An 18,869-nucleotide genomic window follows, 5' to 3' on the forward strand; every position below is an offset into this window, starting at 1 on the left:
ACAAAACTCCTCCCAGAGCCCCTCACCGGCCGGATCGCCGATCCGATGGACAAAAATTCAGTATCGACATTGAACTGAAATCTGGTATATCAGATCTCACAGAATGCAACGCACGTCAACCAGGAAATTGCCAGATGAGGGAAGAAACCGAGCTAGCGCCCCACGACGATCGGATTGAAAAGCTTGATCCGCGTTTCTTGACGACGCTGCGCGACCATGTTCACCGCACGCTTCGAAGCGCGATATTGTCGGGTCGATTTGGGGTGAACGAGCGCGTAAACGAACGCCAGCTCGCAGAACAGCTTGGCGTCAGCACGACGCCGATCAAGGAGGCATTGCGACAGCTTGAGACGGAAGGACTTGTCGAGACATTGCCGCGCCGCGGCGTCCTTATCCGCTTTAATTCCGGGTGGGCCGAGGAGATGATCCTAGCGCGCGCCGCCCTTGAATCGATGATCGCACACCTTGCCGCAAAGCGATTGACGAAACCCGCCGCTGCCGAGCTTCAGACCACCATCAATTTAATGATGGAGGCGACGAAGGCGGGGGGGGCTGACGACCTTATCGCACTGAACGAGAAGTTCCACGATCAGATCCATATAGCCTCCCAGTGTCAGTATTTGGCGCGAATGATCGAGCGGCAGCAGTTCTATGACGCCAGCATCCGGCGCGTCATCCATTCCGATCCGGCCGAGCGGGAAATAGCACTTAATGAACATTCGGCAATCGCTGCTGCGATTATCTCCGGAGATACCGACACGTCCGAGCGCGCGATGCGCGATCACGTCGTTCGGTCGGGGGAAACATATTTGAAGATCGTATTCAAAAACAAAAGGGAAGTTTGACGTGAGTGAAGCTGTTGCAAGAGTTCGGCGGGCCCTGACGGGTATCTCAGGGGTTCCGGTAACGCCTTATGCGGCCGACGGGAGCGTCGATACCGCAAAACTGAAAGCGTTAATCGAGAGATTGGCAGCTGCGCAGGTCCACAATCTGATGGCGGCCGGCAATACAGGCGAGTTCTTTACCTTGTCGCTCGATGAGGTGCGCCTTGTCCACCGCACGACGATCAAGGCGGCAGGCGGCAAGGCCTTGGTCAGCGCCGCAGTCGGCCGGTCGCTGACCGAAGCAAAGGCATTGGCGCGCGACGCGATTGCCGAAGGTGCGGATGCAATCATGGGCCACCATCCCATGGATCCCTTTGCCGGCCCCTCCTATCAAGCGAAATATTTCCTCGAGCTGGCCGATAGCTGCAGCGTGCCGGTCGTCGCTTATGTCAGGAACGATACGTTTTCCGTGGCCGACTTCCGCACACTCGCGCTTCACCCGAACATCGCCGGCATCAAGTTTGCATCTGGAAATCTGATGCTGCTTGCCGATGTGATCCGCTCGACGAAAGATGCCCCGGCAATCTGGGTTTGCGGACTGGCGGAGGGGTGGGCCCCGGCATTTTACGCAATGGGCGCGCGCGGGTTTACGTCGGGTCTCGTCAATGTTTTCCCCGAACGCTCGCATGCGATTCACCGCGCACTGGAAGCGGGCGACTATGCAAAGGCGCGGGATTTGATCGATGGGATCGCCGGATTCGAAGCGATGCGCACCAAATACCTTAATGGTGCCAACGTCACCGTCGTGAAGGAAGCGCTTGGAATGCTTGGAGCCGATGTCGGCCCGGTTCGACTGCCGGGTGTGGAAACCCTCGATGAAGCAGAGCGAAAGAACTTAAGGGAAATCCTTGAGCGCGTCGATAGTGACAATTGCGCGGCTTGAGCGGAGAATTGAGATGCACATAACTGCTCTGAAAACATTCATGCAGCGCGTGGATGATCGTCCCCGCCTTCTTGTCAAAGTCGAGACCAGCGAAGGAATCTCTGGGTGGGGCGAAGCGTATAATCATGGTCCGGATTGGGCGCTTCCGCCCATGCTCGAATACCTGTTTCATCAGATCGAAGGCGAGGATCCTTGCCGCGTCGAATACCTGATCCTGAAACTCAATCAGCAGGCTCGCTTTCCCCCGGGGGCCCTGGGGCTGGCAGCAATCTCGGCAATCGACCACGCATTGTGGGATATTGCCGGAAAGGCCGCCGGCTTGCCAGTCTATATGCTGTTGGGCGGCAACGTTCGCGAACGCGTCAGGATCTATTGTGGCCTCTACACAGCGCCCGATCCGGAAGCGGTCCTGGATCAGACCCTTCAGCTGAACCAGGATCATGGTTATACCGCATTCAAGCTCAGCCCCTACCGGCGCGATTTGCACAACAGCCGCTGGGGAGAACTGGTCAGGGAAACTGGTGATTATTTCGGCAGGATTCGCGAGATTACCCCTTCGCTTTTCGAGTTTGCATTTGATGCTCACGCAAAGATCTACGAACCTTATCAGGCCGTACAGTTGGCAGCGGCAATCGCGCCTTATGATCCACTCTTCTACGAAGAACCAATCCGGCCCGAACACATTCCTGCCTGGGCCGAACTCAAATCAAAAGTGACGGTACCGCTGGCAACGGGAGAATCGCTTTATAATCGCTTTGAATTCCTGGCCCTTCTAACAGCGCGTGGCGCCGATATCATTCAGCCGGATATTTGCGTGGTTGGGGGGATGACGGAAATGCGGCGGATCGCGGCGATCGCCGAAGCACACTATGTTACCGTTGCCCCGCACAATCCGATGGGACCACTGGCAACAGCCGTGAACATTCATTTTTGCGCCGCGCAGCCCAATTTCAAGATTCTCGAGTATAAGCCGCACGTGCATGCGCCCTGGGCCCTCGACCCCTACATTCCGGTGGACGGTCATATGGAGCTTCGTCCTGACCGCCCTGGTTGGGGAATTGAGATCGATGAGAAAGCCCTGGTCGAAGAAGACCACATTCACTGGGAGCGCAAAATTACCAAAAAGCCCGACGGATCAACCGCATACCCCTAAGATTCATGCTTGTGCCCTCTTAAAGGGGGCACAAGCATTATCTACCTCGGTCCTGAGTGTGAGCGGCGAAAGCCTCCTCAGCCTCAGGACTCCTACGGCCAGTTTTCGGGGCCATAGGAGCATGCAACAGAAAGCAAGTTCGGCCGTAACATGACGCCTGGCGAGCACCAGTAGCTGTTCTTTTGAAAATGCCGATAATTGCCAATGTCAATTGGTGCAAAAAATCCTCTTCTGCGGACGTATATGGATCCCGCGCGTGCCTAACTCTGTCTACAACCAGCCGCTTGCACATGGTCTCAGGTCGCCGAGGCTGATGAAACCGTCAAAACGGCCTGCATGCATCAGCCGGAACCAAGTGCTGCCGCCCTGTTCGTCCAATGGCAGTTCGGGCCGCAAACGGACATAGTGGCAATCACGATGTGGCCGGGTGGCCGCCGCCGCTTACTTCTGTTTGGCTTGACACTCTCGCAAAGCCTTGAACGCAGCATCGGTGCCGGTGAGCTGCAACACGATGGGATCACGTCCCTTCGCGGTGATCGTCAGGGCTTTCTTCTTGGCAAGATCATAGATGAAATCGAGATTGTTGAAGGGCACGACTGCGCCGTCGAATCCCTCCATCTCCTGTCCCGTTGCCACGCCGGTGAACTTTTGACCATCGACATCGAACTCTACCGAGAGTTTTTCGCCAGCGGTAATCTTTTCAGGTTTCTTGGAGTAGAGCGCCAGATAGCCGCGCAGATCGGCGGTCGCATCAATACCGATCTCCACCTGAGTGCCATTGGCGGAATTTTCCCGCGCAATAAGGCAACCAGGGCCCATCTTCTCATTGACAAAAATGTCCCAGCCCGCCGCTGAGCCATATTTTTTGAACGTTTCCGCGGCTTCACACGGAACGGCGAGGACTGCAGCTGCTAGGGCAGTCCGAGCGACTAAATGCATGATCTCCTCCTGTGCTCTGCATTGAATGAGAACGCGCGATGATGTCTGTGACGGATCAAGATCTCCAAGATTTATTCCCCTAAAGGCGTTATTCCCGGCTTCATGAGCAAGAGCCATCGTGGCGGATCTTCTTCCCCAACATCGCGGCCGCGAAACCGCCTTGCGCATCGTCCCCAAATCGATTCACCAAAGACGAACGCTGTTTAGCACACTTCAGCCTAAACACTTTCACCCGCGGGGGTGAACGGACAGGCGTGTGGGATCGTGCACGACTGAAATCACGGTTCCGATCGACGCCTTGCGATTGTCGTTCTCACAGGGCTTTCGCCGCAAATTCCTTGGAGAGCCAATATTGTGCTACTTTCGTTCGACAATTGCACCACCGATCACAGGAGCGTTGCGGAATGCCATCCGAGCGCACGGACAACCCATCCCACTGGCCCGACAGCAGCTTGCGTCCCGACTTGGTCGCCGGCCTCACGGCCGCGGCCGTTGTCCTGCCCAAAGCCATGGCCTATGCAACGGTCGCTGGCCTGCCAGTCAGTGTAGGGCTCTACACGGCCTTTGTTCCGATGGTTGTCTATGCCCTGCTGGGCACGTCACGGGTCCTGAGCACCAGCTCAACCACCACCTTGGCGATCCTGACCGCCGCAGAGCTGGGCATGGCCGTGCCGGACGGAGACCCCGGGAAGCTGATCACAGCGACTGCGACGCTCACCGCGCTCACCGGGGCCCTGCTTCTTGTGGCTTCGGCCCTTCGTCTCGGGTTCGTTGCAAACTTGATTTCAGCGCCGGTCCTGACCGGCTTCAAGGCCGGCATTGGTCTGGTGATTGTGCTTGATCAGGTGCCGAAGCTTTTCGGTTTTCACATAACGAAAGACGGCTTCCTCCTCGACTTGATTAGTCTTGTCCAACATCTTCCCGAGACCTCCCTCGTTACGCTGGCCGTTGGGGCAGCGGCCCTGGTCTTGCTCCTGGTTACCGAGCGGCTCTGGCCGCACTCGCCAGCGCCCCTGGCGGTGGTCGGCGCTGGCATCGCTGCTGCCTGGTTGGGCGATCTGAGTGGGGTTGGCGTGGCAACGGTCGGCCTCATTCCCCAATCATTGCCCTCCATAACGCTGCCGACCCCCGACCTGGCGATAAAGCTGCTCCCGGGGGCGATCGGCATAGCGCTCATGAGCTTTACGGAGACAATCGCGGCCGGCCGCGCCTTCGCAGCCCCGTCGGAGCCGCCGATCAGGGCGAACCGGGAACTCCTGGCCATCGGCGCAGCCAACCTGTCTGGCGCCTTCTTCGGGGCCATGCCCGCCGGTGGCGGGACATCGCAGACGGCGGTGGTGCGCGCCGTTGGAGGACGCACGCAGAAGGCATCTCTCTTCACGGCTGGGGTTTCGGCGGCAACCATGCTGGCTTTGGCGCCGCTGTTGGGGCTTCTGCCGCAAGCCGTTCTTGCGGCCATTGTCATCGTCTATTCAATTGGTCTGATCCAGCCGCTCGAATTCGCAGCGATCCGAAAGGTCCGAACAATGGAATTCCGGTGGGCGCTCGCGGCCTTCTTCGGCGTGCTCGTATTTGGTACGCTTCAAGGCATCATCGTTGCGATCGTGCTGTCGCTGCTTGGCCTGTCCAGTCAGGCGGCGCATCCGCGCATCCACGTGATCGGCCGCAAACGCGGGGAGGACCTGCTGCGGCCGGTATCGCCGGAACATCCCGATGACGAGACCTTCGAGGGACTTTTGATGGTGCGTCCGGAAGGAAGGCTCTTCTTCGCCAATGCCCAGCAGGTCGGCGACCGGGTCCGGGAACTCGTTGCCAACAACAAACCAAGCGTCCTTGTAATCGACCTCAGCCGGGTCTTCGATATCGAATATTCGGCGCTGCAAATGATGGTCGATGGCGAACGTCGCTTTGCGGAAGAGGGAGTCGCGATCTGGCTCGCAGGCCTCAATCCGGACGTCCTTGACTACATTCGAAGGTCCGGCTTTGCCGACCGCGTTGGCAAGGATCGCATGTTTCTCAGCGCCCAAGCGGCTCTCCGGCGCTACCTCAATACCTCCGCGCCGCTCCCCACCATGGTTGCGAAAGCGGCGCCCAAACCAACGAGAGACTAGGCGCGCCGAACCAGCATCATACTGAGCTCGGTTTGATATTGGCCAATGAGTTCTCGCTCGCTCTGTTGGCTTAAAGACTACAAATGCCTATGAACCGCATGCAGTACGCGGACAGCGACTCCTTGATGCGTTGGACGGTCACCGTTCGGCTACCTTTCCGATTCTTGCAACGCCAGAGAGGGTTGCACCAAAAGGTTGCCCTGTTTGCCCTGACGGATTGGATATTGCGTATCAACATCAGCGCTGCTCCAAGCATGCTCTTGATGCCAAACGTGTTGTGTTTGGGACCGGCACCCTTCAAGATGGTTTGATCACGCCTGAAGCGCAGAAGGGATTCCGGTAAGCCGTTCGCTTTGTGGTAAAGAAAAACCGCCAGGGACGAACCGTGGCGAGCGTTAAGCAGGGAAACCTCTAAAATGAAAGTCTCACAGAAAATTGCAATTGCGGTCCTGGTAGCCAGTTGTGCAGGTACGACACAGCCGATGGCTGCGACGTCCGATTTTGGCGCCCAGACACTAACCCTCATCAATTCCTACAGGGTGAGCCGTGGCCTTTCTCCCTTGGCCTCCCATCGCACGTTGATTGCCTTGGCGCGGCAACATAACCGCTATCAAGCAGCCCGTAACACCATCAGCCACGATGGCTTCCGCCAGAGATCAGCCCAAGCTAGGGCGGCTGGACTGAGTGGAGTATGTACAGAAAACGTCGGTGTTAGATATAAAAGTGCGCAGCAGCTTTTTTCTGGGTGGAGGAATTCCACGGGCCATAACACGAACTTGCTTCGACCCAACATGCGGTATGCAGGGGTTTCTGTGGTCGGGGCCTATTCGACTTTTTTCGCTTGTGGATAACCCCGTCACTATTGATAGCAAATGCCCTATAGCGCGGACTGATGAAGTGTTTTTTGCAAGTGCGGCTCGAAACTGTCCACGAACAGCCGGCACATGAGCGCAGTGGAAGGGACCGGTTGCAAGCCGCCAGGTTGTCGACCGCGACGCGCGTTGTTATGGTGTGAATGGAGCAGCTGAGTGGCTTTATCGGAGGTTGCCATGACATCCGCAACGAGTAAGACAGACAGCGAAGCTTATGAGTTGGCAAGCAGGACGGCTGACGCACAGCGCGCAAAGCTTCACGAGTGGCAGCGCAATCAAATCAGCGACGTCGACATGCAAACCGGAGAAACCTGGTTTGTTTGGGGCTTTTTCAGCGCGATGACCGATGACATCGAGCGCCGGAAACGGCTGCTGATGACCTACTTGAACAGGAAATATCCAGACGGGGGAAATAAGCAACAACGTGTGGACGAAATTGTCAAAACGGCACAAGAGGAAAACCGCCTGTTCGATGCGATCGTGGCCGCGGGCCATCAGGCTTACCGTGAGGGTGGCGATGGGCATCTCGCCAGCATCGCAACGATCTTTCTCAACGTGATCAGAAACCACTAAGCGCTTTTATGGCGTTGCGTCCACGAAACGCCGACCGACATTGCGCGATAGCACGGGCAATGATTGGACAACGTTCATAAGCGCAGGTTCTGCCGTATCGACAGGCTATAATGCATTGCGATAATGTTCGTAACGGCGAATGGTCTTTCTTTCTTGACCATCGCCACATCACCTGTTCAACACAGGGAGGATCAAGCAATGTCGAATGATTTTGTCAGTGTCCGCTACATCGTCGATGATGTAGCCGCTTCCATAGAATTCTACACGACCTTGCTCGGTTTCACCGTTCAACGGGATGCGAGGCCTGCCTTCGCATCGGTAATCCGCGGCAATCTGCGGTTGCTGTTGAGCGGCGAGGCCAGTTCCGGTGCGCGAGCAATGCCCGACGGTCGACAACCGGTCCCGGGAGGCTGGAACCGCATTTTGCTTGTCGTCTCTGATATCGCCGCAGAAGTCGCGCGGTTGCGCGAGGCTGGATTGTCGTTTCGTAACGACGTTCTCAAAGGCGTCGGTGGCAGTCAAATATTGCTCGATGACCCGTCCGGTAACCCGATTGAGTTGTTCGAACCTGCCCGCTAAGGGCTTTCGGGGCCGTGGACATTCACCATGTTGCCAAGCTGAGTTCTTCTGTCCTGCGCACGGCATTGCAAAACTTGCGCCGTCTCGCGGCTACTTCGGTGCGTACGCCTCGACAATTTTTTTGCACTCGGGCGTCAGTTTGTCCAACTGCTTGGCCAGGCACTCGAAAATACGGCCACCACCCGGCGCAACGCCGGCACAGTATTTTTGATAATCTGGCATGCAGGCCTCCCGCTCGGCTGCTGTCTGCGCGGCCGCCGCGCCGCCAAGAAGACCCACGCTAAGTGCAGCCATCGTCAACACTATCCGCATTGCACTCCTCCCAAGTTTGCCAATAAAGACCTATCCCTCTGTTGAGGAATAACGTAACATCGACGCCGAGTTTCCTGCAAAGGCCAATCGGGGGATCGGCAACTTGGGGATGCATGCACAACGGCGCGAGTCCAGCGACGATCGCTCCAATGAACGTGGGGCGTCAGACTTTGTAGGGCCTGTGTTTCAAACAACCGGGGTAATAGTTTGTTGTTTGGTATTGGCATTTTCACTTGCTGCCTGCAATGAGCAAAACACCTATGTGGCGCCGCCGCCACCCAAAGTCGACGTTGCGCTCCCTTTGAAACAGAATGTGACGCCATATCTGGAAGCGACCGGCACAACGGCATCGGTTAACGAGACCGCACTTGTGGCGCGCGTGCAGGGTTTCATCCAGGAAATAGATTACCAGGATGGCGATGCGGTCAAAGCGGGTACCGTGCTGTTCGTCATCGAGCCCCAGCCCTACCAGCTGGCGCTCGACCAGGCAAACTCCGCAAAGGCCTCTGCCGATGCTGCCGTGAAGCAATCCGAGGCGGAATATGAACGCCAGGCTGCCCTTGTCGCCAAGACTTTTGCCACCAAGCAGGATCTCGAAAAGGCAGAAGCGGCGCGCGATGCCAATGTCGCTGTGCAACAGCAGGCAGACGCCAACATCAAGCAGGCCCAACTCAATCTGAGCTATACGCAAGTGAAGGCTCCATTTGATGGTATCGTCACGGCAAGGCAGGTCTCAGTTGGCGAACTGGTTGGCCCCAACAACACGTCAGCGCTCGCAAGCATCGTCCAGTTCAATCCGATCTATGTAAATTTCAATGTCAGCGAAAAGGATGTGCTTCGTATTCGCGCCACCATGCAAAAGCGCGGAATAACTGCCCAGGACCTGAAGAAGATACCGGTGGAAATTGGCCTGCAGACAGAAACCGGGTACCCTCACAAAGGAACGCTCGACTACGCGGCGCCAACGATCACAGCAGCAACTGGCATGCTCCCGGCCCGTGCTGTTCTCGACAATGCGGAACGGCAATTGCTGCCCGGCTATTTCGTTCGCGTGCGCGTGCCCCTGTTCGAGGAACCGAACATGATGCTCGTTCCGGATCGTGCCATCGGCAGCGATCAAAGCGGACGCTATGTGCTTGTCGCGCGCAACGACAATGTGGTCGAGCAACGCACCGTCCAGATTGGCCAGCTGGTTGGCGAGCTGCGCGTCATAACGTCAGGCATAACAGCTGCCGACCGCATCGTCATTTCGGGTTTGCTTTCAGCAGTACCCGGCCAGAAGATCGAGCCACAGCTGAAGGATGTCAGCGCCATTGCCGCTGACAGCGCTTTGCAATGATCTCGAAATTCTTCATCGAGCGGCCGGTTCTGGCCAACGTCATCGCAATCCTGATGGTTGTCATCGGCTTTGTGTCGCTCTACCAGCTTCCGGTTGCGCAATATCCAAACGTCGTGCCACCAACTGTGCAGGTGACGACCCGCTATCCCGGCGCCAGCGCACGCACCCTGATCGATACCGTTGCACTGCCAATTGAGCAACAGGTCAACGGCGTCGAAAACATGCTTTACATGCAGTCCTTTGCTGCATCCGATGGCAGTTACACGCTTACTGTCACCTTTGCGATCGGTACCGATCTCGATGCGGCGCAAGTGCTGGTCCAGAACCGTGTCTCGACCGCCCTGGCATCGTTGCCGCAATCTGTGCAAGTCCAGGGTGTAAACGTCCAGAAGAAATCGACTTCGATCCTCGAGATCGTGACCCTGACATCGCCGGACAAGCGCTATGACAGCCTTTACCTGAGCAATTACGCAACGATCCGGCTCAAGGATGAAATCGCCCGCTTACAGGGCGTGGGCAATGTCAGCGTCTTCGGAGCTGGGCAATATTCCATGCGCATTTGGCTGGATGCCGAAAAGATGCAGGCGCGCGGCCTGACGGCACAGGATGTTGTTCAGGCGCTGCAACAGCAAAGCGAACAGGTCACTGCTGGTCAGGTCGGCATTCCGCCGGCGCCTGATGATCAGTCGTTCCAATACACGATCAATGTCGAAAGCCGGCTGGATGATCCGGACCAATTCGGTGCTGTGATCGTCAAGACCGGCGCTAATGATGACTATACGCGGGTGCGCGATATAGGGCGTGTCGAGCTTGGCGCCCAAACCTATAGCCAGTCCTTTAAACTGGACGGGCAAGAGGCGGCGGGCCTTGCCATTTTCCTGTCGCCGGGTGCCAATGCGCTCGACGTGGCCGCGCGCGTGAGCACCAGGATGAAGGCGCTTGCCAGCGAATTTCCCCAGGGCGTTGCCTATTCAATCCCGTTCGACACCACCACGTTTGTCAGCCAGGCGATCGAGGAGGTTTACAAGACGCTGTTCGAGGCGGCGATCCTTGTGTTGATTGTCATCCTTGTCTTCCTGCAAGATTGGAGGGCGATGCTTGTGCCGGCAACGACGGTGCCTGTGACAATCATCGGTGCCTTTGCTGCAATGGCGGCCATGGGTTTTTCGGTCAATCTCTCGACGCTGTTCGCCATCGTGCTCGCGATCGGCATCGTCGTCGATGATGCCATTGTCGTGGTTGAGGGTGCTGCGCATAATATCGAGCACGGAATGTCCGGTCACGACGCTGCCATAAGTGCCATGAACTTGCTGTTCGGGCCGATCGTCGGCATCACACTGGTCTTAATGGCGGTATTCCTGCCGGCCTCGTTCTTGCCTGGGATTACAGGGCAGATCTTCGCGCAATTCGCACTGGTGATCGCGGCGACGGCCCTGATCAGTGCGATCAACGCCGTTACCTTGAAGCCGACACAGTGCGCCATGTGGCTGCGGCCAACAGTGCCGATGGAGCGACGAAATTTCTTCTATCGCGGCTTCAACGCCGTCTATCGGCGCATGGAGAATGGCTATGTTCGCCTTATTGGTTGGATGGTCAGGCGCAGCGGCATCATGGCTCTTCTCGCGCTGGCGATCATCGGCGCCTCCGCTTACGGCCTATCGCGTGCACCGACAAGTTTCTTGCCCATCGAGGATCAAGGTTACCTGCTCGCGGCCGTGCAATTGCCCGATGGCGCAGCGTTGGGGCGGACAGAGAAAGCGCTGGAAGACATTGGAAAGATCGCCAAGGCTACACCGGGGGTCGACCAGGTTATCACCATTGCGGGCCTGTCCGCTCTCGACAACAACTCCAGCCTCGCCAATGCCGGCCTGGTCTATATCATGCTCAAGGATTGGAGCGAACGCGGCAAGGGCGAAGATCTCGCTTCACTGTACGCGAAGCTCAACGCCAGTCTTGCGTCAAGTGGTGAAGCCCGTACGATCGTGCTGCCACCTCCGCCGATCCAGGGCATTGGAAATGCCGGCGGCTTCACGATGCAGGTTGAATTGCGTGATGGAAGCTTTGATCTTGCCAAACTGCAGAGCGCAACAAACGCCGTCGTAAAGGCTGCGGAAACACAATCCGGAATCCAACGTGTGAGCGCGCCCTTCCGGGCAACCGTGCCCCAGTACGATGTCGAGATTAACCGCGAGAAGGTGGAAACACTGTTGCTGACGACGGATCAGGTCTTTGACACGCTGGCAAGCTATCTCGGCTCAAGCTACGTCGATCAGTTCAACAAATTCGGCCGCGTCTTCCAGATCTACGTCCAGGGCGACGCTCAGTTTCGCCTTACCCCGGAGAGCATCAACAGTCTGACGGTGCGCAACAAGAACGGCGACATGATCGCTCTTGGGACTGTTCTGACCATAACACCAAGCGTCGGCCCGTCGCTGATCAGCCTCTATAATCTCTATCCATCCGCCTCGATCACCGGCATACCAGCGGCCAACTTCTCATCGGGCGAGGCAATGGCCTTGATGGAGGAAATCGCTGCCAAGACCTTGCCTCCTGGCCTGGGCTTCGATTGGACGGCGCTGTCCTTCCAGGAGAAGATCGTCGGCAACCAGATGTATCTGGTCTTCGCTCTTGCGCTGCTTCTTGTCTATCTCGTTCTTGCCGGACAATATGAGAGCTGGATTGCGCCAGTGTCGGTGTTGTTAGCCGCGCCATTGTCGCTGGTCGGCCCGGTATCGATCCTTCTGGGCGCGCATGTGCCGATCAACCTTTATGTGCAGATTGGACTGATCCTGCTCATTGCGCTGTCGGCAAAGAACGCCATTTTGATTGTCGAAATGGCGCGTGAGCTCAGAGCATCGGGCAAGTCGATTGCTGACTCGGCGATGGAAGCAGCGCGGTCGCGTTTCCGGCCGATCCTGATGACCTCCTTCGCTTTCATCCTCGGCGTCGCGCCGCTGGTCGTTGCCTCCGGTGCCGGGGCGAGTGCCCGTCGGTCGATCGGCATTACCGTCTTCAGCGGAATGATCGCCTCGACCTGTCTTGCCGTACTTTTCGTACCGTCATTCTTTACAATCATGCAGCGCTTTGAAGAGTGGCGTACTTCGCGCAAGCTTCCGGTCAAGGCGGACGTTTCCGGTTAGCGGCAGTTGACTTTGGTATCGACAAATGCGCAAACAGCGGCGAGAAATTCCTCAATCCCAATCCGTCCATCGCTGCTTTCCCCACGCAAAATGACCTCGGCAAATTCGATCGAGGGGTTCGTGATCAAACCACCTCCAGACACCTTAAACAAATCTGCTCGATATGACGGTGATCCGTGCCGCAGCAGCCGCCAAGCACGTTGATGTGCCCGAAACGGCGTCGCAGGTCACGATACTGGGCTCCAAGTTCGATCGGATCACCGTCGTCAAGTTCCGTGGCCTCGTCGAGTTCTGCGTGACTGCGTTTTGACGCGTTTGCGCGCAATCCGCCGATTCGGTCGACCCATGCTTTTCCCGGGGTGAGTTCACGCTCGAAATGAGTCGGGTGGGCGCAGTTGATCATGAAATAGGCCGGACCGCCTTCGGTTGCGCGGTCGACCGTTTCGATCGCTTGCCCCAGGCCTTCACCCGACGGCAGGCGCCCGTCTGTCTCGACAGTGAACGAGATGACCACGGGAAGCCCCAAAGCCTGCGCGGCGCGCGTGACGCCAATTGCCTCATTGGTGTTGGTCATGGTGATGGCCGTCACCAGATCGACTTCGGCTTGCGCAAAGACGCTGATCTGCCGAGCGTGATAGGCCTCGGCTTCCCCCACGCCCATGATCGTGCCCGCATCGTAGCCATCGCCGCGCGGACCTACGCATCCGCTGATCACCATCGGCGAGCGGTCTGTCTCGAATGTCACCTTTAGGTCGTGCAGGAGCGCGACAGCTTTGCGGTTGGCCTCGTCAAGTTCCGCCGGCGTGTAGCCGAGCTTGTTGCCCCAGTCGGCATTGGCTCGCCAGGTCGCGCTTTCCAGGATAAACCCGGTGCCGTTGTCCCGGGCGATGGCTGCGTGACGAGCATAGTAATTGCGCAGGGCCTCGGTGCCTTTTTCATCTTTGAGGAGATGGAAGGCGGCGAAATACGGCAGTTCAAGTCCCTCATGAAAGATCAATGTTGTCTCAATGCCGCCATCGGTCAAAAAAATACGATCACCGAGTTGCGGCAGACGATGTCTGGATCCGGTCATCATGCCATTCCTCTCAATCTTGAAGGGCAAAGCATCACGAACTATAGCAGAAACATACGCGAAATTCGCCTGTGGATACCCCACTCTGTCATGGGGCAGGATGATCGTGTCGAAGACATTCCTGAACCAAGGTCAGTGTCGATCATTGAATAAAGGCAGGCGACACTGTGATGGCATTGCGCGCGGTGCCTCACCGTTGTACCGTGCACACTGATAGATGCGAAAAGTGCTCGGTCAGTAACCGGAGCTAAAGTCCGGTCGCGCGTTTCACCCCGTTGAGTAAGTAGCCGCGGATCATGGAACTTATCGTCGCTCTTGGCCTGATCGTCTTCAAGGTCGCGTTGCTCATCGCGATCCTGTTGCTGCTGCCCTTGCCGCTCACCTGGCTGGAGCGCAAGATCGCCGGGCACATCCAGCAGCGGATGGGGCCGATGCGCGTGGGATGGCACGGGCTGCTGCAGCCGGTGGCGGACGGAATCAAACTCTTATCCAAAGAAGACCATATCCCGGCTGAGGCCGACCGTTTCCTGTTTAAACTGGCGCCAATCCTGGCGCTCGCCCCTCCCTTTGTGGTGTTCGTCGCCATCCCCTTCGGCGAAACTGTCTCGGTCCTCGGCGCCGAGATCACGCTCTACGTTTCCAACATGAATGTGGCACTTCTTTTCGTTTTCGCCGTGATCGGGCTTGAGGTCTACGGCGTCATCTTTGGCGGCTGGGCCGCAAACAGCAAATACGCTGTCCTTGGCAGCCTCAGGACCTGTGCGCAGATGATCAGCTACGAGATCCCAATGGGGTTCGCGGTCATCGGCGTGGTCATGCTAGCGCAATCCATGAGTCTGCTCGATATCGTGCGGGCGCAGGCCGATGTCTGGAACATCGTCTACCAACCGGTCGGCTTCTTCGTGTTTTTCGTCGCCGGATTGGCCGAAGCGCAGCGCATCCCCTTCGACCTGGCGGAAGCGGAAGGCGATCTTGGCGCCGGGTTTCATACCGAATACAGCGGTATCCGCTTTGCGTTCTTCATGGTCAGCGAATACGCCATCGTGCTGCTGGTATCAGTGTTGGTGGTGATTTTATTCTTCGGCGGTTGGAACGGCGTACTGGTGCCCTTGCCACCACTCCTGTGGTTTGTGCTCAAGGTCGCATTCTTCATCTATTTATTCATATGGTTCCGCTTCACTTTCCCCCGCTACCGCTACGACCAACTGATGGCGATCGGATGGAAAGTCTTGCTTCCTTTGTCGATGGCGAACATAATAATAACCGGTATTGTTTTGTTTTAGGGGGCCGCAGCGGCTCCTAGCGAGGCGGCGATGTCGCGCGCACAGGAACGAATAGGTGCATGGATTGGATGGGCGTTCTTCGCCGATCTGGCGAGCGCCTTGGCTTTAACGTTCGGCTACATGTTCTCCAGATCCGTGACCATGCAGTATCCGGACAAGGAAAAATGGTTGCCCTACGCACGTTACCGCGGGCATCATTTCCTCAAACGCGACCAAGAGGGCGAGATCAAATGCGTGGCCTGCGAACTTTGCGCGCGGATCTGTCCCTGCGACTGCATCGAAGTCATCCCCTACCAGGACGACAAGGGTAATCGTCGCCCGGCAAAATTCGAAATCGACATGGCGCGGTGCCTCTTTTGCGGGCTGTGCGAGGACGCCTGCCCGGCGGACGCGATCGCACTTGGCCAGCAATACGAATTCTCTAGTTTTTCCTCGCGTGACCTGGTGATCGGGCGTGACAACCTGCTCGGCAAGCCGGGCAAAGCGGCGACCGGCGGCGGCGTGGTTGCTGCGCGACTGAACACCGAACAGGACGTTCTCGTCGAGACGAGCGAGCCGCACGGGTACAACTGGTGGCGCAATATCCGGCAAACGTGAACGCGCGCTTGCCGTCAAGCCGGCGCGCGCAGACAGGAGGCTCAGATGCATGTCTGCCAAATCTTGAAGACCAAGTCGCCCGAGCTCATCTCGGTCACACCGGATCAGCCGATGATAGAAGCCTTGCAGCTGTTTCGGGACAACAACATCGGCTTCGTGGTCGTCAGCCGTTCGCCCGGGGAATGCCTGGGCACGCTGTCGGAGCGCGACTGCTGCTATGCGATGGCTGAATTCGGAACCGAGGCACCCTTAATGCGGGTCGCCGACGTCATGAACCGCAGTGTGGCGACCTGTTCGGCACAGGATTTCCTGCCCTTTGTAATGGCGGTGATGACCGAGCGGCGCACGCGTCATGTCTTGGTCATGGATGGCGACGAGGCTGTCGGCGTGGTGAGCATCGGCGACGTGGTCAAGCACCGGCTCGACGAAGCGCTTCGCAACGAGCAGGCGCTGCATGAATACATTGCCGGGACCGCCCATCACTGATGTGACCAGATCGAGGTGCAGGCGCAGATCCAGGCTGGTGGCCGCGGGATCCCCGTCATGCCTTATCTCAGATTTTCAGGTCCCGTCCCTGCTGCAGCGACGGCGGCGATCTCGAAGACCGCCTGCGCCTTTTGAACGTCCACCGGACATGGGTATTCGCCCCGCCGCATCAGTGCGTTGAGACGCAGGGCCCGGTAATTTTCGGGAACGAACACAAGGCCCTTGGGAAAGTGCTTGTTGACCTTAAGCTGGGCGGTAAGCTCACCCTGGGCCGATCGCACGACCACCTGATCACCCTCCTGGAGACCGAGCTGCACGGCATCCCACGCGCCCATCTCGACATAGGGGTCATCGGCGACCGTATTGAGGATTTCCGAGTGCTCGGAAAGATATCCGTTGTGGAACAGGCAGTTGCCGGTCATCAGCATGAGGCGGTCCGTTGCAGTGGAGCTGGCAGGCGGAGGGGTGAAGAATGCCCCACCTGGCGGCACCAGGGACGCCCTGGTGAATGCTCCCTCGCTACCAAGCCCGGTAAGCGTTAGCCCCGCATAGGCAGGAACCAGCCGGGCAATCTCGTCGAATATCTCGCTTTGCACCGATGACCTTAAACTTGGGTTGCGAAGCCCCGCGACAAAGTCGAAAATCGCCAGATTGCCCCGTGCCGCAAAAGTTGGTTCGCGGAACTTGCAGACCTTCTGGATACGGCCTTCGTTGTTGGTGAAAGTACCGGACTCCTCGCCATAGCTTGCTGCGGGCAGCACCACATCAGCAAGGCCCGCAGTATCGGTGAGGAAAGCGTCCTGCACGATCAGGAGATCGGCGGCACGAAGCGCACGCTGCACGAATTCCCGGTCGGGGTAAGACATCACGGGATCGCTTGCGGCAATATAGAGCGCGCCCATTTGGCCCGTGTCACAAAGCTCCAGCATGGCATCGAAATCCGCGCCCGGTTCAGAGGGGATCTGAGCGCCCCAGGCGCGTTCGAGTGTCGTACGCGCCGTGTCATCGGCAACGGCGCGAAGGCCCGGCAGCGCCGCCGGCAAAACCCCCATATCCCAGGCACCGAGCTGGTTGGCACGGTCGAAGAGGAACTGCACCGCAAGTCCCTTGCCGAGTGCGCGCAGAACCTGCAAAAGGTTGTGGAGCTGTTGTAACGTCGCGCGTGCGAGCGGCGGCCTCAGAAGATCGGCGCTGACAAGCACGGTGACGCTCCCGCCTTCCAGCAGCGCGGTGGCAAGACGGCCTGGTTCGTCACTGTCGGGGTGCGTTGCTCGCCCGTCAATGCCCGCGCGCATGTTCGCCGGCAAGGCCTGACCGGCCGCTGCCACAAGCGCGGCCACCACCGCAGCAATGCTCGCGGCCTCACCGCCTGGCGCAACGCGAACGACCACGCGGGCATCGGCGTCCAGACGCGATGGCCGGGCCGAGAGCATGAGTAACCCCGTCCGGCGCCGCCGCGCGCCGTCCCGCAGCAGGTATTCGGTGACCGGGTTTTCGTCGGTCACGTTGCCACCAACGACAAGCACGCAGTCGTTGCCGATCACTTCCTCCAGTGGCGCGCGCGTGTAGAAGGCCGCCACCAACGGCCCGAGCGTATCGAAAGGCGTGGACCAGCGCGACGCGCTGTCTATGTTGTTGGTGCGAAATACCGTCCGCATCACTTTTTGAAATTGATAAAGCACCTCGTTGGGAAGGCGCGGCGATGCCAGCCCACCCGCAGCCTTTCCCTCGACCGCCGACAGGCGCCCTTGCAGATAATCCCCCGCCTCCTCCCAGGAAACCGGGACGAGGGCGTCATCGCGGCGGACCATCGGGCGCTTGATCCGCTCCCGGCTCATGACGAAATCGAGGCCGAAGCGCCCCCGTACGCAGAGCGTTTCGCGGTTAACGCCGTGATCTGCTTTCGAGCGAACCCGCATGAACTCGCCCTTGCGCGTGCCGACGGTCAACTGGCAGCCGGTGCCGCAATGCGGGCAGACCGTGTCGGTCTCGGCCAGATCCCAGGGCCTCGCCTTGTAGCGATACGGAAAGCTCATCAGCGCGCCAACCGGACAGACCTCGACGCAATTGCCGCACTGGTCGCAACTGGCAAGACTGCCCTCAAAGCCCGTCACTGCGGTATCCATGCCTTTTTCAACCGTGCCCAAGGCGACTGCACCGACCACCTCCTCGCACATCCGCACGCACCGCTGGCACTGGATGCAGCGGTTGACATTCATGATGATGACCGGGCTGAGACGGATGTCCCTGGAGTGGAACACACGTTTGGCATCGCGGAACCGGCTTTCCCGCGGCCCGTATGCCATCACCAGATCCTGAAGCTCGCACTCGCCGCCCTTGTCGCAAATGGGGCAGTCAAGAGGGTGGTTGGCGAGCAGCATGTCGAGCATGGAAGAGCGTGTTTCGTCGATCAGCGGCGTATTCGTCCGCACGACCATGCCGTCTGTGACAGCGGTGGCACAGGACGGCTGCAGTCTGCGCTGCCCCTCGACCTCCACCAGACACATGCGGCATGAGGCCAGCGCCGGCAACCGCTTCAGATAGCAGAAGGTCGGGATGTCAATGCCCAAACGCTCGGCAGCCTGCAGTACCGTTGAGCCGGGCTCCACTTCCAGCGTTTGTTGATTTATCGTGATGCTGACCATG

At 58.3% G+C, this 18,869-nt stretch carries 16 protein-coding genes; 12 read left to right on the forward strand and 4 right to left on the reverse strand.

Annotation, left to right across the window (positions count from 1 at the left end; translation table 11 throughout):
- Nucleotides 1-134 precede the first annotated feature (134 nt).
- The 3 genes from CU103_RS10240 to CU103_RS10250 are packed head-to-tail and all read left to right on the forward strand — an operon-like array spanning nucleotide 135 to nucleotide 2,920.
- On the forward strand, nucleotides 135-845 hold the full coding sequence (locus tag CU103_RS10240; protein ID WP_106663782.1) for a GntR family transcriptional regulator: 711 nt from the start codon (nucleotides 135-137) through the stop codon (nucleotides 843-845).
- Nucleotide 846: 1 nt separating this feature from the next.
- Nucleotides 847-1,767, forward strand: coding sequence for a dihydrodipicolinate synthase family protein (locus CU103_RS10245; protein WP_106663783.1), 921 nt, complete (start codon nucleotides 847-849; stop codon nucleotides 1,765-1,767).
- Nucleotides 1,768-1,780: 13 nt separating this feature from the next.
- On the forward strand, nucleotides 1,781-2,920 hold the full coding sequence (locus CU103_RS10250; RefSeq protein ID WP_106663784.1) for a mandelate racemase/muconate lactonizing enzyme family protein: 1,140 nt from the start codon (nucleotides 1,781-1,783) through the stop codon (nucleotides 2,918-2,920).
- A 441-nt stretch (nucleotides 2,921-3,361) separates the two neighbouring features.
- Here the strand turns inward: CU103_RS10250 and CU103_RS10255 are convergent, their stop codons facing one another.
- Nucleotides 3,362-3,859, reverse strand: a complete 498-nt coding sequence (locus CU103_RS10255) for a hypothetical protein (protein WP_106663785.1) — start codon at nucleotides 3,857-3,859, stop codon at nucleotides 3,362-3,364.
- 404 nt (nucleotides 3,860-4,263) lie between these two features.
- On the opposite strand from CU103_RS10255, the gene CU103_RS10260 reads away from it, so the two are divergent.
- The 4 genes from CU103_RS10260 to CU103_RS10280 all read left to right on the forward strand — a co-directional run bounded on the left by CU103_RS10260 (nucleotide 4,264) and on the right by CU103_RS10280 (nucleotide 7,994).
- Nucleotides 4,264-5,970 carry a SulP family inorganic anion transporter gene (locus CU103_RS10260; protein ID WP_106663786.1) on the forward strand — a complete coding sequence of 569 codons (1,707 nt, stop codon included), beginning with the start codon at nucleotides 4,264-4,266 and terminating at the stop codon, nucleotides 5,968-5,970.
- Between the two features lie 482 nt (nucleotides 5,971-6,452).
- Nucleotides 6,453-6,821 (forward strand): CAP domain-containing protein, encoded by a 369-nt coding sequence (locus tag CU103_RS10270; RefSeq protein ID WP_245448720.1) that lies wholly within the window; start codon nucleotides 6,453-6,455, stop codon nucleotides 6,819-6,821.
- Between the two features lie 198 nt (nucleotides 6,822-7,019).
- The gene (locus tag CU103_RS10275) at nucleotides 7,020-7,415 is read left to right on the forward strand and encodes a hypothetical protein (RefSeq protein ID WP_106663789.1); all 396 of its coding nucleotides are present in this window, start codon (nucleotides 7,020-7,022) and stop codon (nucleotides 7,413-7,415) included.
- A 198-nt stretch (nucleotides 7,416-7,613) separates the two neighbouring features.
- On the forward strand, nucleotides 7,614-7,994 hold the full coding sequence (locus tag CU103_RS10280; RefSeq protein ID WP_106663790.1) for a VOC family protein: 381 nt from the start codon (nucleotides 7,614-7,616) through the stop codon (nucleotides 7,992-7,994).
- A 90-nt stretch (nucleotides 7,995-8,084) separates the two neighbouring features.
- On the opposite strand, the gene CU103_RS10285 is transcribed toward CU103_RS10280, so the two are convergent.
- Entirely contained in the window at nucleotides 8,085-8,306 is a 222-nt protein-coding gene (locus CU103_RS10285) for a cysteine rich repeat-containing protein (protein ID WP_106663791.1), read from the reverse strand.
- 220 nt (nucleotides 8,307-8,526) lie between these two features.
- Between CU103_RS10285 and CU103_RS10290 the strand changes: the two genes are divergently transcribed.
- Together CU103_RS10290 and CU103_RS10295 are read left to right on the forward strand one after the other, a co-directional pair.
- Entirely contained in the window at nucleotides 8,527-9,645 is a 1,119-nt protein-coding gene (locus CU103_RS10290) for an efflux RND transporter periplasmic adaptor subunit (protein WP_342588895.1), read from the forward strand.
- A complete protein-coding gene (locus tag CU103_RS10295) occupies nucleotides 9,642-12,785 on the forward strand; it encodes an efflux RND transporter permease subunit (RefSeq protein ID WP_106663793.1) in 3,144 nt (1,047 codons plus the stop codon). Before CU103_RS10290 ends, CU103_RS10295 begins: the two co-directional genes overlap by 4 nt.
- A gap of 124 nt (nucleotides 12,786-12,909) precedes the next feature.
- On the opposite strand, the gene CU103_RS10300 is transcribed toward CU103_RS10295, so the two are convergent.
- Nucleotides 12,910-13,857 carry a homocysteine S-methyltransferase family protein gene (locus CU103_RS10300; protein ID WP_106663946.1) on the reverse strand — a complete coding sequence of 316 codons (948 nt, stop codon included), beginning with the start codon at nucleotides 13,855-13,857 and terminating at the stop codon, nucleotides 12,910-12,912.
- A 296-nt stretch (nucleotides 13,858-14,153) separates the two neighbouring features.
- Between CU103_RS10300 and nuoH the strand changes: the two genes are divergently transcribed.
- The 3 genes from nuoH to CU103_RS10315 are packed head-to-tail and all read left to right on the forward strand — an operon-like array spanning nucleotide 14,154 to nucleotide 16,223.
- Nucleotides 14,154-15,140: an NADH-quinone oxidoreductase subunit NuoH gene (nuoH, locus tag CU103_RS10305; protein WP_106663794.1), complete on the forward strand. Its 987-nt coding sequence runs from the start codon at nucleotides 14,154-14,156 to the stop codon at nucleotides 15,138-15,140.
- A 30-nt stretch (nucleotides 15,141-15,170) separates the two neighbouring features.
- The gene (locus CU103_RS10310; protein ID WP_106663795.1) at nucleotides 15,171-15,737 is read left to right on the forward strand and encodes an NADH-quinone oxidoreductase subunit I; all 567 of its coding nucleotides are present in this window, start codon (nucleotides 15,171-15,173) and stop codon (nucleotides 15,735-15,737) included.
- A gap of 45 nt (nucleotides 15,738-15,782) precedes the next feature.
- On the forward strand, nucleotides 15,783-16,223 hold the full coding sequence (locus tag CU103_RS10315) for a CBS domain-containing protein (RefSeq protein WP_106663796.1): 441 nt from the start codon (nucleotides 15,783-15,785) through the stop codon (nucleotides 16,221-16,223).
- A 62-nt stretch (nucleotides 16,224-16,285) separates the two neighbouring features.
- Here the strand turns inward: CU103_RS10315 and nuoG are convergent, their stop codons facing one another.
- Nucleotides 16,286-18,868: an NADH-quinone oxidoreductase subunit NuoG gene (nuoG, locus tag CU103_RS10320; RefSeq protein WP_106663797.1), complete on the reverse strand. Its 2,583-nt coding sequence runs from the start codon at nucleotides 18,866-18,868 to the stop codon at nucleotides 16,286-16,288.
- Between the last annotated feature and the right edge of the window lies 1 nt (nucleotide 18,869).

The organism is Phyllobacterium sophorae (genome assembly GCF_003010965.1).
In the GTDB taxonomy this organism is placed as follows: Bacteria; Pseudomonadota; Alphaproteobacteria; order Rhizobiales; family Rhizobiaceae; genus Phyllobacterium; species Phyllobacterium sophorae.